Here is a 14728-nt window from a genome sequence, read left to right as displayed (position 1 = left end):
TCCATTAGGCACCATGAAGGGTTGGCACAACATGGAAGGCTATATTCAGTTCGACCGTTTTATCGATTTGGAAACATCTCTCGAGCAACTGCTTGCTCAGACTCAAGGGGCGCCGATGACGGCAACCTCTTGGAAGTGGGCGCTCATCGCTGCTCATTCTGCGCTACAGGGTGCTGTATGCATTGCGCTTAGAGGAAGCGCAGGTTTTGATACGTGGAAGCCGAAGCACCTCAAAAAGTGGTTAGAGGCGTATGAAAACAACGAGGATTTACCTGATCCTCAGCTCGACTACTTTATGGAGCTGTACGACAGACTATTTGGCAAAGAATCCGGAATAGATAGGGACCTGATAACCTGGCTAAATAAGTCTAGAAACGATTTTATTCACTTCAACTCAGACCAATTCTCCATAAACCGCAAATCTATTGTTGATGCAATTGATGAGTCAGTATCCGCGATAATTGCGGCACCGGCACACAGCAATGGGGTGTTTTTCTATGAAGAGCGGCAAAGCGAACGGTTTGACGCGCTCTGCCAGAGCATACGCGCCAGGCTTAAGATGTTAGCGAATGCTTAACAATAGGTTTCAGTATTTCGCGATATACACTGGCATGTTTTTGGGGGGGGGATAAATAATAATGAGAACGACTAAGCATTTTGACTATATTGTCAATCGGATCGCGTCAGCCAAAAAGAATGCAGACAGTTTAGCTTCTGGAATCGGGCATCATGGAATAGCAGGAGAAATACGCGAGATTGCAGCGAAGGAGTGTATAGAGCCATTTCTCACGCAAAGCTATCAATGCGGGACGGGGAAAGTTATTGATTCACTTCAAAGCTTAAGCGATCAGCTTGACTTAATTGTCTACCATAGAAAAGTTGCTCCACCCATTTTGGTGGGTAGAGATCTTGGACTGTATCCAGTGGAATGTGTTCGTTATGTCTTCGAGGTAAAGTCGACACTTAATGCGCGCGAGGTAAAAGATGCAAATAAAAAATTCAGGTCTGTAAGTAAACTTCGTTCATTCCCTAAAATGGGGCAGGATGGCTCGGTCGAGGGTGGCCCCCTCCCGACAACAGTTCTTCTGGCGTTCAGCACTGACATCACCAGCTCAGAAATAGAACGCTATAAAAAACATACCGACGATGAACATCCACCCTGTACAGTTCTTTGCGTTTTAGGTAAGGGTTACTGGTTTTATGACGCAGCAACGAAAAGTTGGTATGGCCTCGAATCAAATAATGACTATCCTCCTTTTTTTGAATTTAGCATGTTCATTACGGGGCTGATGAATACTCTATCAGGTGAGGAGACGTCCATTAGGCCGTTCAATCCCGGCGCTTATATAAACGTGGACGACATAGTCTTAACGGCATTAAAAGAACCATAATGATAGCGGTCGGAGCGAAGGCCGCTATCGGCCAAAATCGGTCATTCAGACTTAGCGTATTCCGATAGGCGTTCCCGATTTTTGACCGTTACATTGAATTCCAGCCTATGTTCAATCGGCCCCCACACCTGGCCCAGGCGTGGGGGCCTTTTTTTACGGCCTTGAGAACCATTACGCCCAGGACTGGACCACCATTGCATAACCTCCTGGCTTCGCCGAAAGCGGAGGCCACAGTGAATTCAGTGTAGAGCGGTGACCGGTGACAGGTTCAAGGCCATTTGCAGCATCCCTACCACGTCTGGGCCGTCTTCATTGATCCACGTCCCGTAGTGCTGACGGATCATGTTGCCGTTGGTGTGACCCATTTGCTCAGCGATCCAGTCGATCGACGCCACGCCGGTGGTCAGCAACTGGCTGGCGTAGGTGTGCCGGCATTGCCCGGGTCCGCGATAACGAACGCCGGCAGCCAGCAAGTGCGCCTTGAAAAAACGATCGCGCACGACGAAGTCGTTGGCGTGCGGCAGGCCGCTGTGGCTGTTGAGGAACACAAAGTGCAGCTTGTGTTGTCGCACCGTCTTGTTGTCCCGCTCGACGATCTCCACGGTTTCCGCCCTGCGTTTGCGTGTCAGCGCATCGATCTTGCGCAGGGCGTCCCACGCCGGTGCCAGCAGGCGCACCCGTCGCATCGATCGGCGGGTTTTCGTCACCCGGTAGGCGCCGCGCACCTTGGAGCGGCGAAAGGTCACCGTGCCTTGCGCCAGGTCGACATCTTCCCAGGCTAGGGCGATTGTCTCGGACACACGCGGGCCGGCCCATAACATGAACTGGACCATCAGCAGTTCGTGGGTGCGGTGGGTGGGCGTGTCGAGGATCTGTTTGATTTCCGCCCGGGTGAACGGGTCCGGGGCTTCCGGATCGGGCAGGCGCACCATCAACCCTTCGGTCGGGTCGTGCGCGACCTTCATCCGCGTGCGGTACAAGCGAAACACCTGGCGCACGTTGCTGATGATGTCGCGGATGGTCTTGTTCTTCAGGGTCTTCGACAGCGTGTCCTGAATCCACACCTGCAGGTCGAGGTGATCGATCTGGTTGATCTGGATCTTGCCCCAGCGTGGTCGCACATGCACTTCGGCCTTGTTGGCGTACCCTCGGTAGCTTGAGGCCGCGACACTGTTGGCCTTTATCTTCAACCACAGGTCCAGGTAATGGCCAAAGGTGTTTTCCACCAGGCGCGGCGAGTTTGGAAAGTGCCGGGCGTAATCAAAGGTGCCGGTCTGGATCTCGTATTCAATGATGTCGGCCAGGCGCTTGGCCTGGGCCACGGTAGCCGGTGTATTGCTGCCTGGGACCGTTTCCCGGCATTTCTCCCCTTTGTATTGAAAATAGATTCTCACGGACTTGCCGCGAGCTTCGACCCCACTCATGTAAACCCCTAACGCTGTACTCGTATATCGACAGTCTGACGATCGGAAACAAAAAGGCCCGTTTCCGGGCCAAGTATCTGCAAGCGTGTCTTCTGGTGGACGCGGCTTACGGTTTGGGCCTGTTCTGGCGCAGATGGGCGTTCAGCAGCTGACGCCGGCGACTGCAGGCCTGGTGATTGCCTTGGGCGCGCCACTTGCCGCACTGGTCGCACACGCTGGTGTGATCCATGTTCCAGGGAAAGCGCCGAGTCGGTGTCACGGTCGGGTTATTGATCATGGCGGGGGCCCCGTGCGGCAGGGCGGGCGAGCACCTGGCTGATCACGGCGGCATCCGTGTCGCTCAGGTCGCCCAGGGTGCTGGCCATCTGGCTGAGGCTTTCCAGGCGGGTGCGGGACTCGGGGGTCTTGTGCACCAGGTAGCCGATGACGGCGGCGCCGATGATCGCGGTGGCGACCAGGTGCCGCGCCGGTGTGATAGCCTTCGCGCCGCTGCTGCTTTGGTTCTGTGCTTGCATGGTATAGCCCTCGGTAGTGGTTCGGTGTCGAGGAGCTGCAACTCCTCGGCACTGTTTTTTTACGCTCAGTCCTTGCGTGCAAGGTGAATCACCAGGCCGTCAAAATCCGGCTTATGTTCCACACATGATTGCCATTCCAGTACACGCAGGATCTGTTGCCGGCTGCAGTCATCCACGAGGATCTCGCGCTGGCCAGCAGCTACCCGCACTTCCAGAATCTGCAGCAAGCCTTCCTCCCCGTAAGCACCGGCCTGAATGATCGGCGCGCTTTGCCCAGTAAATTCCATACGGCTTTGCACCCATTGGAGCTTGCTGGTTTTGCCGTCGCCGGCATTGCCCATCAACACTTGGATCTGCATCGGTCTTGCTCTCCTTTACGCCTTGAATGTCCAGCACTTGACCGTGGTCGGTCGGGGTTGTGAAACAGGGTTACGGTGGTTGAATGCGGCGCGCACGGCGCTGTGCACAGCCTTGTTGCTGTCGAGGAATTTGCGCGAGCGCGACTCCTTGAGCAGGTCGCGCAACGTGGCCACGTCGGCCAGCTTCTGTTTGTGTTCGGCGGCGCGTTCACAGAATTCGTTGAGGTTGATGGCGATCACGGCCGGGTCACTGCTGTGGTTGACCACCGGATCTTCACTGAGCGATTCGAGGTAGTCGTAAACCTCCCAAAACTCGGCCACGGCCGGGTGGTCGGAGCTGATCGACGCCTGGCGTTCGATGGCCATGCGCACGATCTGCCGCTGCGTGGCAGCGACTTGCGGATCACTCAGTTTCAGGACCAGGCGCAGGCCGTCCAGCAGCGAGAGCAGTTGTGCGTGGTTCTTGCTGATGCGCTCGACACGGATGTAGCCGCGCAGGTCATAGCCGCAGCTGCTGCAGTTACCTTGGTCGCTGATATAAGCCGTGCTGCAGGCAAAGCAATGGGTGTGCAGGCGGCGCAGCTTGGCTTCGTGTTCCGGCATGCGCTGGGCGAACAGATCGAGCACGGCAAATTCTTTGCCCACCGCTTTCAGCAAAAAATGACTGAGGGTGCCGCCGTCCAGCGCGTTCAACTGATCAGCCGCCGCACGGCTTTCCGGGGTAACGGTCGGGCGCACAAAATGCAGTTTGACGATGCGCGTCATGATCGCTTCGTGAGCCACCACGGCAGCGTTCTGGCTGATGGCGATCGTCCCGCGAAAGGGTGGTTCATAGGTCTCGTTGCCGGCAGTTTTCACGCCTTTGGTGGCCAGCGTGCCGCCGCCGTAGAAGTCTTTGAGCTCGTCCCATTCGAAGGTTTTTGCGTGTGCTCGATCGTCGCTGTGGCGATCGGCCTCAAGGAACACCACCGGCATGCCGGAGACCTGACCCATCAGGCGCGAGCGACCCGCCTTGGTCGACTTCATCGGATCGAAACCTTCATAACCTTCGCGGCCCAGCAGCTTCCACAGCAGGTTGAGCAGAGTGGTCTTGCCGGCGCCGGCCTCACCGGTGGCTTCCAGAAACGGAAAGGACTGGTAACGCGCGCGGATCTGTTCGCAGAACAGCGAGCCGAAAAAGAACACCAGGGCGACGAATCCCTGGGCGCCGAAGCAGGTCCATAGCAGCTTTACCCACTGCTCGTTGAAGTCCTTGCCGTCACGTTGCAGCTTGATCGGCACACCTTTCTGCAGGGTTTTCAGGCGCAGCTTGCCGAACTCGAAATAGTCTTCGCTGTTGACCTTGTAGGTGCTGCCGTCCTTGATTGCGATATCGCCGTAGACGTAGCAGGCGTACTCCTTGCTGTAGCCGACGTAGTCGATCGTTGAAACGGTTTTGATACCGAACAGCTGATCCTTCATCAGCTTGTCGAGCTGCTGGCCGCTGCCGGTGAACATGGCGCCGGCGGCCATGCCTAGCAGGCGCTTTTTGAATTCGCTGGCCGCTGACAACTGGCCGCTGGTGAAGGTGTTTTTCACACTTTCCGAGTCGTGTGGGAAGTCCACGCGCAGGTAATACCAGGACTCGTCGGTCACCTCGTTACGCTGGAAGTACAGGGCTTGCGGGTAGCAGTTGGCAATCTCGACCACACTGCCGGATTGCTGCAGCGCCTTTTCGCGCTGCTGCGCCTGGTTGAGCAACTGGTCGTCGTGGTTGTCGCTGTCCTCGATGTCGGACATGGCTCGGTTGAATTTCTCCATGTCCAGCTTGAACCAATACAGGCGGCTGCCGAAGCCCAGGTGAAATTCACCGCGCTTGTTCCAGTCGTACATGAGCAAGGCTTTTTCAGCGGCACTGTCTGCCAGCAGCAGGGCGCCCAAATGCCGCGCCTGCTTGAGATCGGTGGCGATCTGTTCGGCACGCTTGGCATCGTCCTGGATGAAGCTCCAGCGCTGATGCAGATCGTTCCAATCAGCCTTGCGTCCGTCGCGCTGGGAGATCTGCGCGGATTCGCAGACGAAGCCCAGGGCGCGGGCTTCACGGACCCAGCGCCGGGTGTAGGCGTTGGCACTCGGTTCGTTATCCAGCGCCCACACCAGCTTGGGCAGCTTGCCGCCTTCACGGGTTTTGATCAGCGCCTTGAGTGAGTCCCCCGGGAACGCGTTGGACGACATTGCAGACACCGCCGCGATGTCGTTGTGCACCAGGGCGATGGCATCAAAGATGCCTTCGACGATCCAGATTTCCTTGACCTCGAGCAGGTCGACGCAGGGCGGGCACCACCAGACGCCGCGATAGCTGTCCTTGGATTTAAAGCGCGCCTTCATCTTGCCAAAGCGGTGTGGCTGATCGATCAGACGTTCCCACCAGCCGCCTTTCTCCAGAGCGAAACGCACCGTGGCGCTGCCGGCGTTGTGTTCAGGGGAATAGAAACTTTCCTGCGTGAACCAGCCCTGAATCAACTCAAACCGAAAGCCTCGGGCGTATTCCAAATAGGCGCGCGCGGTGGCGTTGGGGTGCTGGTCGGTCGCCGGCGCGCGCTTGCTCCAATCCTCAAACAGATCGTCGTACAGCTCTTTCACGTGCAGCGTGTGGCCGCACTTTTCCGGGCGACCACAGATCACCATCCAGGGCGTATCGAAACGGGAATACAGCTCCTTTTTCTTGCACTTGGGGCAGGTGCCGCCGCGCATGTAGTCGGTGCCCGTGCGGTGCTTCAATCCGAAGTCGAATTGGAGGCGTTGCAACACGTCGTGGCGAAGATCTTCTTTCATGATTACTTCACTGCTTTGAGGCTGAGGGAGAGGGCTGCCATCAGGCGTTTTTGCGCAGCCATCACCGGGGTTCTTTCCAGAATCGAGCTGTGCCGTTTTTCTTGTGGGACATAGCGGTATTCATCCGCGTACCAGTAGTCGTTGAGGCTCAAGCGGTACTGCTCACGCATCACAGCCAGAAGCGCTTCGGCTTCTGCAGCTGGCAATTGGGTGGTCAGAATCACAGCGTTTCCCATCTTGAAACCTCGATTTCAGGCGCAGCTCACCCAAACCCACGGGGGTGGGGCAGGCGTTCGTTTGGAGTTGGTGTTACGAGTTGGCTAAGCGGAAACGGCCAATGTCTGGCGCGTTGATGATTCGCTCGTAGATCAGGCTGACTGGCACGGCCCATTGGCTGCCGGTGACTGGGTCGACGATTACGGTGTGGGTCGACGTGCTGCTCTGGATGTTCAGGCGCTGCCGATCGCGCACGGCAACCATGGTGCTGTTGGCTAGGTGGACGATCCTTTCCGCGATCTGTGTCTGCACGTCGTAGTCCGCAACCAGATGTTGGACGGCTCGGCTGAACAGCCGCTGATCGTTGCTCAGATGTTCGGCTTGGTGACGCTCAAGAAACAACAGTGCGAAGCGCTGCAGCGTGTCCTGGTATTCGTTCACTTCGGGCATGGCAGTCATTTGGCTTTCCCCGACTTCGACGCGTGCAGTTGGATGACCGCTAGAACTTCGGCGTGTCTGGCAGCGAGGTGCAGTGAGTCCGCATGAAGGATCGCTTCGGCCTCGGCCTCGCTGATGATCCCGTCCCTCAGTGCCTCCTCAATGAGGTGGTCGACGGTGCCTTTCTTGGCTGAGGCCTGGACGCATCGGGCGTACATTTCCACATTGTCCAATGCTTCAGGCTCGATCACTGGAACGAACATTCCGCCGTACATTGCTGCGATGTACTCGGAAAGAAAGGTTGTCCCGGTATCAAGCTCGAGCTGGTGGATCTGTGCATCGGTCAGCGGGCGGCAGTTGTTATTTTCATAGGCGTGGTTGTCGAACTTCTTGAGCGATAGGCCGATGCGAGCGGCGGCGCATTCGCGTCCGCCGGGATAGGCGCAGATGATTGCGCTGACTACCTGGCGCCGAGTTTTTAGAACTGTGCTTTTCATGTTCTGCTTTTTCCTGTGGCCCAGTGCCATTACTGTTCGATCACGCCGTCCTTGATACCCAGCAACACCGCGGCGCGATGTGCCTCCCCGCGGCGACCTTTTTTACGACCGTTTAAAAGGTCGCTGACCAAATTCTTATTCAGCGTGTGGATCCGGCAAAACTCCGCAATGCTCATTCCTTTGTGATCCAAGGCCTCGCGGGCTTGCTCGGTTGTAAGGGTGGCGGGCATAGTGTTCGCTCGTGTGCGTTTGTGTGGATTCGTGTTCGTACGGCGCTGATTATGACCAGTTTATTTGTCCTGTAAAGGGGCTAAAGTTTGAAAAAGTTGTCATCGAGTGAGATCTCGGAGTTGAGTGCGGGCGAATGTTTGCGCGAAGAAAGGGTTCGATTGGGGCTTAAACAAGAGGAAATGGCTCAAATTGGCGGCGTAACCCGGAACACTCAGGGGAGCTACGAACGAGATGAGCGCCGCCCGGATACTGGCTATTTGAAGGCCCTGAGCGCCGTGGGGCTCGACATCCTTTATATCGTCACGGGCGTCCGAACCCCCGCTCCAGTTGGAGGGTTGAGCGAGGATGAAGAAGTGATGGTGAAGCGGTATCGCAGCATGCCTCCAGAAGACCAAAAATCTGTGCGTCGCTTTCTGCAGGCCATTGCAGATGACGTTGCCAAAAACTCGAATTAGCTTGTAACAAAGTATGTAATACATTCGTCGCCCCTCGGTTTTAAAGCCGTTTCCAGTCCCCGATAACGTCGATTCAGCAATGCACTTATATGGAGTAGTGAGCATGTTGGATCGCGTAACGATCGATAACGGTCATGTACAAACTGTTGAGTTTGAATGGCGGGACCTCTCGAAAATTGAACGTCGTTTGGTTGGGCTATATCGCCAGTTGACCGAAGAAGATCGAAAGCAACTACGGCGTCTCACCGAGGCACTGGCGACAATTCCAGAGGAACTGGAAGCAAGCTGATCGCCGTTAGCTCAATCGATAGATACGATCGCCGACACCGTTGAGTCGGCGGTTTGCAAATCACGCTACCGCTTGTGATCCCAGCTGCTCGAACAGCTCTCGCTGTTTCGCTCTGGGCATATCCCGCAAGTGGTCGAACAACATCCTTTCGAAAGACTGAGCCGATGGGCTCAACGTATGCGAAAACGTCAGATTCGCGACCCAGGTGTGCCCGCATTTTGCGTCCAGGCACTGGCAGTACAGCTTCGCAAACTCCGTCGATAGCTTCTCCCTCGAAGCGATCCGTCCTCTGTGTCCGCATTTGCATTCAACTCGCATTGTGTCCCTCCCCAGGGCAGCCAATCGCCACCATATTGCCACAATATATAGTGGCAATCTCTTAGCTAAGCACCGGATGCAGTGGGATCAACTGGAATATTGGCTTCTATCCAGTTGATTCGCCTGTCTGGTCGTAAGGTGTCGTTGATCTGGTTGAACAGCTGGCAGATCGGCCGGATCTCGTTGCTGGTGTAGACCCGGTCAATTTTTTCGATGTCGCCAAAGCCACCGCTGTTTTCTGGAATGATGCCGGCGAGCGCGGGGTTCATCCGCCAGGCGGCGATCACGTCGTTGCGGGTGATGTTCTTCACCTTCTCCAGCTCGTCTTTGGCCTGGAAGTCCCCCACAGGGATGATCTGAATCGCGTTCTCCTTGCCGTTGGGGATGTTGACGAACATCGAGCGGAAGTTGCCCACGCCCTTGCTGGAGCTGATCTGCGCGCGCAGGTTGTCTTCGTCCTCCTCGGTCAGATCCGGGTCATTGGTGTAGAAGATGTAACCGGCGTGGGCGCCGTTGCTGTAGTAGCGCCGGCGGAACAAGGTCGCAGCTTCGTTCAGCAGCAGCGCCTGCATGCCGCCTAGGTAGTCTGGCACTCCGTAAATGTTCTGTTCCACGTCATAGTCGAGGACGTGCTCGATCTCGTCCTGGTCGAAGTCCATGAATTTGTCGTCCGGCAGCAGCATCCGGAAACCGCCGTCGACCTTCACCCGCATGTTGATCGACGCCAGATGCTGCAGCTCCAGGACTTGGCCGAAGGCGTTGGTGTCGCGATAGAAGAAGGCTTCGCCGAACACCATGTAGTCCAGCCCCGCGCAGCCCATTGTGCGAGCGCTACAGCCGGCCGAGGGAACCAGCTCACGCAGCAGCAAGTTGCGTTTGAACTTCGGGATTGCGCCGTGGTGCGCGTTGGCGCGCAACAGTTTGGCCAAGCCGGGACGCGACACCGGCGGCTTGTAGATCTCGCCGTCGTCGCTGAGGAACACGCCCAAGTACTCGCCGATGTTGCCCGACAGTACCTGTTCTGGTTCGCCGAACGTAAACGCCCGCATCGGTTGCTGCTGTCGTGCCTGTTGTTTGACCTGGCGCTTTTTGTGTCGAGGATTGGGCATTGTTTCCACTCGTGACGTAGCGGCTACGACGCCGCTTGTTGGTGTTCAAAGGTTCGTTGGCCAGGGCGTGCATGACCGCCCACGCGATGTCGGCGTGGCCGGTCGCGTCGGTGCGCGAAGCGCTGTAGGTGACTTGGCCGCTGTTGGTTGTGCCGCGTTTGATGGTCAGGAACGCCTGGGCGATGTCGGTCCATCCGGCATCCCACTCGATGCGGCTGCCTTGGATCGTGTCCTGGGCTTTGAGCACCAGGGCGTTCTTCGCCTCGAGGCTGTAATGAATCGGCGTCGCTTTGGCGTAGAAGTCGCGCACCAGGTCGAACACGCCGTAACCCACGCCGGTGACATCGATACCGATGTGCTGGACGTTGAAGCGCTCGGTCAGCTTCTTGACCTGGGCGGCCTGGTAGGTGAACGAGTGGCCACGCCAACTGTGCTTCTCCAAGATCCGGAACTTCGCGCCAGGCTCCAGCGGCGGGGCGATGACAACGCATGTCGCGTCGTCGCGAGTCCGGCTCGGGTCGTAGCCCAGCCAGACTGGGCTGTTGCCGAACGGTCGTTCCTCGTCGGGCTTGTAGTCCTCCCACAACGACAGGTCGGAATAGCACCGCTCCAGATCCTTGAGGCCGAATGCGCTTTGGGTGCTGTCGATGAACTTGCAGTAGAAGAGCTGCTGAAACTTGTCCTCGTCGTACTCCAGCTGCAGCTGCTCGAGGTCGAACAGATCGCAGCCGCCGTCGATAGCATCCTGAATAGTGATGGTCTTGCGCCATTGCCCGTCCGGACACAGCGCACCTTGGGTATACGCCGCCTCGATCGGCCAGGTGCCGCCGGCCTTTTTCCCGCGCTTGCTGTTGCGGAATTCTTCACCGGTCCAGAACGGGTAAGCCTGGTGCGACACCGCGCTGGGCGTCGAGAAATAGGTCTTGCGCCATTTTTTGTGGGTGCCCATGGCGCTGGCCACGGTGCTGAGTTTTTCGAAGTCGCGGATCCAGAAATATTCGTCGACGTAGACGTGACCGTGATAGCCCTGGGCGGTGCTGCTGTTGGTGCTGAGAAAGCGCAGTTCGGCGCCGTTGCTCAGCACGATCGGGTTACCGGTCAGCTCAATGTCAAACCACTGCTTGGCGAACTGGATGATGTAGCTGCGGAAGATCTCGGACTGCGATCGGCTGGCCGACAGAAAGACTTGGTTGTCGCCACTCAATACCGCGTCCATGAACGCTTCGCCGGCGAAGTAGTAGGTCAGGCCCACCTGCCGACTTTTGAGGATGTTGCGGATGCGACACGTCAGCGGGTTTTGCTTGGCCGCGAACAGCTCCTGCTGGTAGCGGTACATTTTGCTGATGAACTTGTCCAGGAAGTCGACTTCAGTGAGCCCGCTGATGTCGTTCTTGGCCTTCTTCTCTTTCTTCTTGCCGCCGCCTTCGCCACGACCGGAGCGATCACTACGTGGGCGCTGGCGAGGTTCCGAGGAATCGCCCGGATCGTCTCCGATCGATGCCGCCGCCGGCGCCGGTTTGGCGGCTTGCTTTAGCAGCCGTTCGCGCACGGCGGTCAGTCGGTCGAGTTCGTTCAGATCGTCCTTGGAAAGGCTGCCGACCTTGTCTAGCAGCAAGGTGATACGCCGGCCAACAGCGGTCAGCGGTTCCTCGTCCGACAGCATGTCCTCCCATCCACCCTGGCGGATCCAGTAGTAGACGATCCGGATGTTGGGCAGGTTGAGTTGCGCCTGAATTTCCTTGGCCTTACAGCGGCGCAGAAACAGGCGTTTGGCGGCTTCTTTAACTTCGGTCGAGTAGTACATGGGCCGCAGTCTATGCGGCGAAAACAGTGAAAACGCGGGGTTAAATTCTGCGATTTACCTAGATCCTGAATCTAGGAGGAACGCGCAATTGAACCGTTTGTTAGGGGGCGTTTTGCTCCATATCTTGGCGGCTCAAATCACCGATTGAGCGCAGTTATCGCCCATGCCCCGTTCCCTTGTTTCGTTCTGGAAACGTGTCGCCACCAGCGGCACCACCGCCGATGGTCGCGAGATCCTTCCCCAGGAACTGCGCGATATCGCCGAGACCTACAAGCCGTCCAAATACACGGCTGTGATCTGGTGCGACCACGAACGCTGGAGTGGTTCCCACGGCACCGTTTATGCGGTGCGCTTGGTGGAAGAGGGCGATGACCTGGAAGAGGGGCAAATTGCTCTGGAAGCCCAGCTCAAGCCCAACGATCGACTGCTGTACCTGAATGACCAAGGCCAGAAGCTGTTCACCAGCATCGAGATCACTCCGAACTTCGCCGGCAGTGGCAAAGCGTACCTGACCGGCCTGGGCGTGACTGATGAACCGGCCAGCCTGGGCACGCAGGAACTCTATTTTTCGAAGAAAACCCACAGGGACGCTTTCTACGCCGCGTCCGTGGAATTGGGCTCCTTTGAAGAGGAACCCCAAGGCGAAGTGGGCAAGCTGATTGGCTTGCTCACCGGCCTGTTCAAGCGCTTTGCAGTGGACGCACCGCCCGCCGAACCCACCACCCCAACCGAGAGCAAACCCCCAATGGATGAAGCTACAGCAACGGCCCTTAAAGCCCTGCTGGCTCAATTGCTGATTGTCGCTGCTGGCATTCAGGCTGTGATTGAGCCCGTCGCGGAAGAGGCTCCTGAGCCTGAAGCCGCACCGATCGACGACGTGCAAGCGGCGGTCGACGGCATCGTGACCACTGCCGAGGAGGAGCGCGAGTTCGGCCGCAAGGGCGGCGCCACGAACAAAGCCCTGCTCGCCAGCATGGCCGCACTGCAGAAGCAATTCTCTGCGCTGCAGAACACCCCAACCGGGCGCCAGCTTCCACGCAACCCCGGTCCTGTGACCACTGCTAAAAAGCGGGTGCTCTGACATGGGCCAGCCATTGAGCGCCAAGGGCGCAAAGCAGTACGCCGCGCTGCAGGAAGCGATCGCCGAAACCTACGGTGTTGAGCGCGCCAGCAGGTCTTTCAGCGTTGAACCATCGATCGCTCAAGAGCTGAACGACTCGATCACCGCCAAGGCAGACTTCCTTGAGCGTATCAACGTCGTTCCGGTCAGCGAGATCAAGGGCGAAAAAGTGTTCATTGGTGTCAACGGCCCGGTGACAGGCCGCACCAACACCAAAACCACCGACCGCGAAGCCAAGGATGCTTCCGCGCTGGAAAACACCACCTACGAACTGAGCGACACGCAGTCCGACGTGGGTTTGCCATACGCGAAGATCGACGCTTGGGCGAAGTTTCCGGACTTTCAGGATCGCTACTCTGGCGCGGTGCAGAAGCGTATCGCCCAGGACCGTATCGTGATCGGTTTCCACGGCACCCACGCGGCAACTCAAACCGATCTGGCTGCGAATCCAAAGCTGCAGGACGTGAACAAGGGCTGGCTGCAACAACTGCGTGAGCAGGCCCCGCAGCAGGTGCTCAAGGAAGGCGCTGCTGCAGGCAAGGTGACACTCGGCGCCGGCGGCGACTACGTCAACCTCGATGCTTTGGTGCATGACACCAAGCAAATGGTCGACGAGATCCTGCGCGAAGACGGCGACCTAGTCGCGATCATCGGTTCCGACCTGTTGGCGGCTGACAAGGCCAAGCTGTACACCAAGCAGGGCGACACCCCGACCGAAAAAGAGCGCATCGAAAACCTGCAGGTCATCGCGACCTACGGCGGTCTGCCTTCGTTCAGCGTGCCGAACTTCCCGGTCAATGCGGTGTTGGTCACCAGCTGGGACAACCTGTCGATCTACTTCCAGGACTCCAGCTGGCGCAAGCAGGCCGTCGACAACCCGAAACGCTCCCGCGTCGAGGACTACAACAGCCGCAACGAAGGTTACGTGATCGAGCAGTTGGAAAAGATCGCGCTGACCGAGAACGTGGAGCTCGTGGCGTGAGCCTGGCCCTGGCGCACAAGCGCCGCACGCTGGCGATGGGCGTGACCGCTGCTGCCGCTGCGCAGTCGAGCGCAGCCATGCCGTACACCCCGGCCGACGCGCTGAGCAGTCCGGCTAATGCTCGCAAGAACCTGATGCTGCAGGAAGCGTCGTTGGATCAGGATCTGGCGCGCCTGAGCGCGATGAAGGGAGCTTTGGCAGGTCGCCAATTGCTCAAGCGCGACGAGCTGCTGCCCAAGTACCAGGAATACGTGCAGCGCTACTGCGAGTCGGGGCTGAACTTCACCAATCGCGTTGCGGTGCAGGTGATGGTGTGGCTGTTCGATACCGCCCAGTTCGAAGACGCGCTGGAGCTTGCCGACTTTCTGATGGAGCAGGGCCAGAAGATGCCGGAGCGATTCAATCGCCGCGACATTCAGACCTTTGTTGCGGATGCCATCGCCGATTGGGCGTACGACGAATACAACGCCGGCCGCAGCCCTGAGCCCTACCTATCCGACCTGTTGCCCCGCGTTGATGGTGAATGGGACCTGCCTGAGCAGATCCCTAGCAAATACCACAAGTTGATCGGTATGCGCGCTATGGAGGCTGAGCAATGGGAAACCGCGCTCGAGCATTTGGAGCGCTCCACCGAGTTGTACCCGAAAGCCGGCAACGACACGCGAATCAAAAAAGTCCGCAAGGCCTTGGAAAAACAAGCGGCCGCTAACCCGGCTTCCGAATAACCGACTACCCCCCCAGCGGGGACCTGTGGAAGTGAGCCGCC

The 14728-nt window shown here is 57.8% G+C and carries 19 protein-coding genes; 7 read left to right on the top strand and 12 right to left on the bottom strand.

Annotated features, from left to right (window positions below):
* Positions 1-31 precede the first annotated feature (31 nt).
* Complete coding sequence (locus tag ACIPZE_RS14505) at positions 32-577, top strand: hypothetical protein (protein ID WP_400773455.1); 546 nt, start codon at positions 32-34, stop codon at positions 575-577.
* Between the two features lie 61 nt (positions 578-638).
* Positions 639-1391, top strand: coding sequence for a DUF6602 domain-containing protein (locus ACIPZE_RS14500; RefSeq protein WP_400773452.1), 753 nt, complete (start codon positions 639-641; stop codon positions 1389-1391).
* A 239-nt stretch (positions 1392-1630) separates the two neighbouring features.
* Here ACIPZE_RS14500 and ACIPZE_RS14495 read toward each other — a convergent pair whose 3' ends face one another.
* From ACIPZE_RS14495 to ACIPZE_RS14455, 9 genes are all read right to left on the bottom strand, one after another.
* Positions 1631-2815 (bottom strand): Arm DNA-binding domain-containing protein, encoded by a 1185-nt coding sequence (locus ACIPZE_RS14495; protein ID WP_400773451.1) that lies wholly within the window; start codon positions 2813-2815, stop codon positions 1631-1633.
* A 106-nt stretch (positions 2816-2921) separates the two neighbouring features.
* Positions 2922-3092 (bottom strand): hypothetical protein, encoded by a 171-nt coding sequence (locus ACIPZE_RS14490; RefSeq protein ID WP_400773448.1) that lies wholly within the window; start codon positions 3090-3092, stop codon positions 2922-2924.
* Positions 3082-3330, bottom strand: coding sequence for a hypothetical protein (locus ACIPZE_RS14485; protein ID WP_400773446.1), 249 nt, complete (start codon positions 3328-3330; stop codon positions 3082-3084). The genes ACIPZE_RS14490 and ACIPZE_RS14485 overlap by 11 nt, the downstream gene beginning before the upstream one ends.
* 65 nt (positions 3331-3395) lie before the next feature.
* Entirely contained in the window at positions 3396-3689 is a 294-nt protein-coding gene (locus ACIPZE_RS14480; RefSeq protein WP_400773443.1) for a hypothetical protein, read from the bottom strand.
* A gap of 15 nt (positions 3690-3704) precedes the next feature.
* Entirely contained in the window at positions 3705-6503 is a 2799-nt protein-coding gene (locus tag ACIPZE_RS14475; RefSeq protein WP_400773440.1) for a toprim domain-containing protein, read from the bottom strand.
* Positions 6504-6505: 2 nt separating this feature from the next.
* Positions 6506-6739 (bottom strand): hypothetical protein, encoded by a 234-nt coding sequence (locus ACIPZE_RS14470; protein WP_150730524.1) that lies wholly within the window; start codon positions 6737-6739, stop codon positions 6506-6508.
* A 73-nt stretch (positions 6740-6812) separates the two neighbouring features.
* On the bottom strand, positions 6813-7178 hold the full coding sequence (locus tag ACIPZE_RS14465) for a hypothetical protein (RefSeq protein ID WP_400773437.1): 366 nt from the start codon (positions 7176-7178) through the stop codon (positions 6813-6815).
* Positions 7175-7654, bottom strand: coding sequence for a YmfL family putative regulatory protein (locus ACIPZE_RS14460; protein WP_400773435.1), 480 nt, complete (start codon positions 7652-7654; stop codon positions 7175-7177). The genes ACIPZE_RS14465 and ACIPZE_RS14460 overlap by 4 nt, the downstream gene beginning before the upstream one ends.
* A gap of 29 nt (positions 7655-7683) precedes the next feature.
* A complete protein-coding gene (locus tag ACIPZE_RS14455) occupies positions 7684-7884 on the bottom strand; it encodes a DNA-binding protein (RefSeq protein ID WP_122594896.1) in 201 nt (66 codons plus the stop codon).
* Positions 7885-7971: 87 nt separating this feature from the next.
* On the opposite strand from ACIPZE_RS14455, the gene ACIPZE_RS14450 reads away from it, so the two are divergent.
* Together ACIPZE_RS14450 and ACIPZE_RS14445 are read left to right on the top strand one after the other, a co-directional pair.
* Positions 7972-8340: a helix-turn-helix domain-containing protein gene (locus ACIPZE_RS14450; protein ID WP_122594895.1), complete on the top strand. Its 369-nt coding sequence runs from the start codon at positions 7972-7974 to the stop codon at positions 8338-8340.
* Positions 8341-8443: 103 nt separating this feature from the next.
* Positions 8444-8629 (top strand): hypothetical protein, encoded by a 186-nt coding sequence (locus ACIPZE_RS14445; RefSeq protein ID WP_400773432.1) that lies wholly within the window; start codon positions 8444-8446, stop codon positions 8627-8629.
* A 60-nt stretch (positions 8630-8689) separates the two neighbouring features.
* On the opposite strand, the gene ACIPZE_RS14440 is transcribed toward ACIPZE_RS14445, so the two are convergent.
* The 3 genes from ACIPZE_RS14440 to ACIPZE_RS14430 form a co-directional block, all read right to left on the bottom strand.
* Positions 8690-8947: an ogr/Delta-like zinc finger family protein gene (locus tag ACIPZE_RS14440; RefSeq protein WP_008084736.1), complete on the bottom strand. Its 258-nt coding sequence runs from the start codon at positions 8945-8947 to the stop codon at positions 8690-8692.
* Positions 8948-9012: 65 nt separating this feature from the next.
* Positions 9013-9864: a phage portal protein gene (locus tag ACIPZE_RS14435; protein WP_400773502.1), complete on the bottom strand. Its 852-nt coding sequence runs from the start codon at positions 9862-9864 to the stop codon at positions 9013-9015.
* Complete coding sequence (locus ACIPZE_RS14430) at positions 9803-11860, bottom strand: terminase large subunit domain-containing protein (RefSeq protein ID WP_400773430.1); 2058 nt, start codon at positions 11858-11860, stop codon at positions 9803-9805. The genes ACIPZE_RS14435 and ACIPZE_RS14430 overlap by 62 nt, the downstream gene beginning before the upstream one ends.
* A 163-nt stretch (positions 11861-12023) precedes the next feature.
* Here ACIPZE_RS14430 and ACIPZE_RS14425 point away from each other — a divergent pair, with 163 nt between their 5' ends.
* Genes ACIPZE_RS14425 through gpM form a run of 3 tightly spaced genes read left to right on the top strand, consistent with a single transcriptional unit; the run spans position 12024 to position 14687 of the window.
* Positions 12024-12941, top strand: coding sequence for a GPO family capsid scaffolding protein (locus ACIPZE_RS14425; protein ID WP_400773428.1), 918 nt, complete (start codon positions 12024-12026; stop codon positions 12939-12941).
* A 1-nt stretch (position 12942) separates the two neighbouring features.
* Entirely contained in the window at positions 12943-13962 is a 1020-nt protein-coding gene (locus ACIPZE_RS14420; RefSeq protein ID WP_400773427.1) for a phage major capsid protein, P2 family, read from the top strand.
* A complete protein-coding gene (gpM, locus tag ACIPZE_RS14415) occupies positions 13959-14687 on the top strand; it encodes a phage terminase small subunit (RefSeq protein WP_400773425.1) in 729 nt (242 codons plus the stop codon). Before ACIPZE_RS14420 ends, gpM begins: the two co-directional genes overlap by 4 nt.
* The last annotated feature ends 41 nt before the right edge of the window (positions 14688-14728 follow it).

It is taken from the genome of Pseudomonas sp. NPDC089741, from assembly GCF_044748825.1.
GTDB lineage: Bacteria > Pseudomonadota > Gammaproteobacteria > Pseudomonadales > Pseudomonadaceae > Aquipseudomonas > Aquipseudomonas helmanticensis.
This window is presented reverse-complemented; position numbering and strand designations above follow the sequence as displayed.

Excerpts from the sequence above, each read along its gene's own strand:
- ACIPZE_RS14470 (WP_150730524.1), bottom strand. The coding sequence starts at position 6,739 with ATGGGAAACGCTGTGATTCTGACCACCCAATTGCCAGCTGCAGAAGCC.
- ACIPZE_RS14445 (WP_400773432.1), top strand. The coding sequence starts at position 8,444 with ATGTTGGATCGCGTAACGATCGATAACGGTCATGTACAAACTGTTGAG.
- ACIPZE_RS14460 (WP_400773435.1), bottom strand. The coding sequence starts at position 7,654 with ATGAAAAGCACAGTTCTAAAAACTCGGCGCCAGGTAGTCAGCGCAATC.
- ACIPZE_RS14490 (WP_400773448.1), bottom strand. The coding sequence starts at position 3,092 with ATGATCAATAACCCGACCGTGACACCGACTCGGCGCTTTCCCTGGAAC.
- ACIPZE_RS14425 (WP_400773428.1), top strand. The coding sequence starts at position 12,024 with ATGCCCCGTTCCCTTGTTTCGTTCTGGAAACGTGTCGCCACCAGCGGC.
- ACIPZE_RS14455 (WP_122594896.1), bottom strand. The coding sequence starts at position 7,884 with ATGCCCGCCACCCTTACAACCGAGCAAGCCCGCGAGGCCTTGGATCAC.
- ACIPZE_RS14440 (WP_008084736.1), bottom strand. The coding sequence starts at position 8,947 with ATGCGAGTTGAATGCAAATGCGGACACAGAGGACGGATCGCTTCGAGG.
- ACIPZE_RS14485 (WP_400773446.1), bottom strand. The coding sequence starts at position 3,330 with ATGCAAGCACAGAACCAAAGCAGCAGCGGCGCGAAGGCTATCACACCG.
- ACIPZE_RS14475 (WP_400773440.1), bottom strand. The coding sequence starts at position 6,503 with ATGAAAGAAGATCTTCGCCACGACGTGTTGCAACGCCTCCAATTCGAC.
- ACIPZE_RS14500 (WP_400773452.1), top strand. The coding sequence starts at position 639 with ATGAGAACGACTAAGCATTTTGACTATATTGTCAATCGGATCGCGTCA.
- ACIPZE_RS14505 (WP_400773455.1), top strand. The coding sequence starts at position 32 with ATGGAAGGCTATATTCAGTTCGACCGTTTTATCGATTTGGAAACATCT.
- ACIPZE_RS14480 (WP_400773443.1), bottom strand. The coding sequence starts at position 3,689 with ATGCAGATCCAAGTGTTGATGGGCAATGCCGGCGACGGCAAAACCAGC.
- ACIPZE_RS14495 (WP_400773451.1), bottom strand. The coding sequence starts at position 2,815 with ATGAGTGGGGTCGAAGCTCGCGGCAAGTCCGTGAGAATCTATTTTCAA.
- ACIPZE_RS14420 (WP_400773427.1), top strand. The coding sequence starts at position 12,943 with ATGGGCCAGCCATTGAGCGCCAAGGGCGCAAAGCAGTACGCCGCGCTG.
- ACIPZE_RS14430 (WP_400773430.1), bottom strand. The coding sequence starts at position 11,860 with ATGTACTACTCGACCGAAGTTAAAGAAGCCGCCAAACGCCTGTTTCTG.
- ACIPZE_RS14465 (WP_400773437.1), bottom strand. The coding sequence starts at position 7,178 with ATGACTGCCATGCCCGAAGTGAACGAATACCAGGACACGCTGCAGCGC.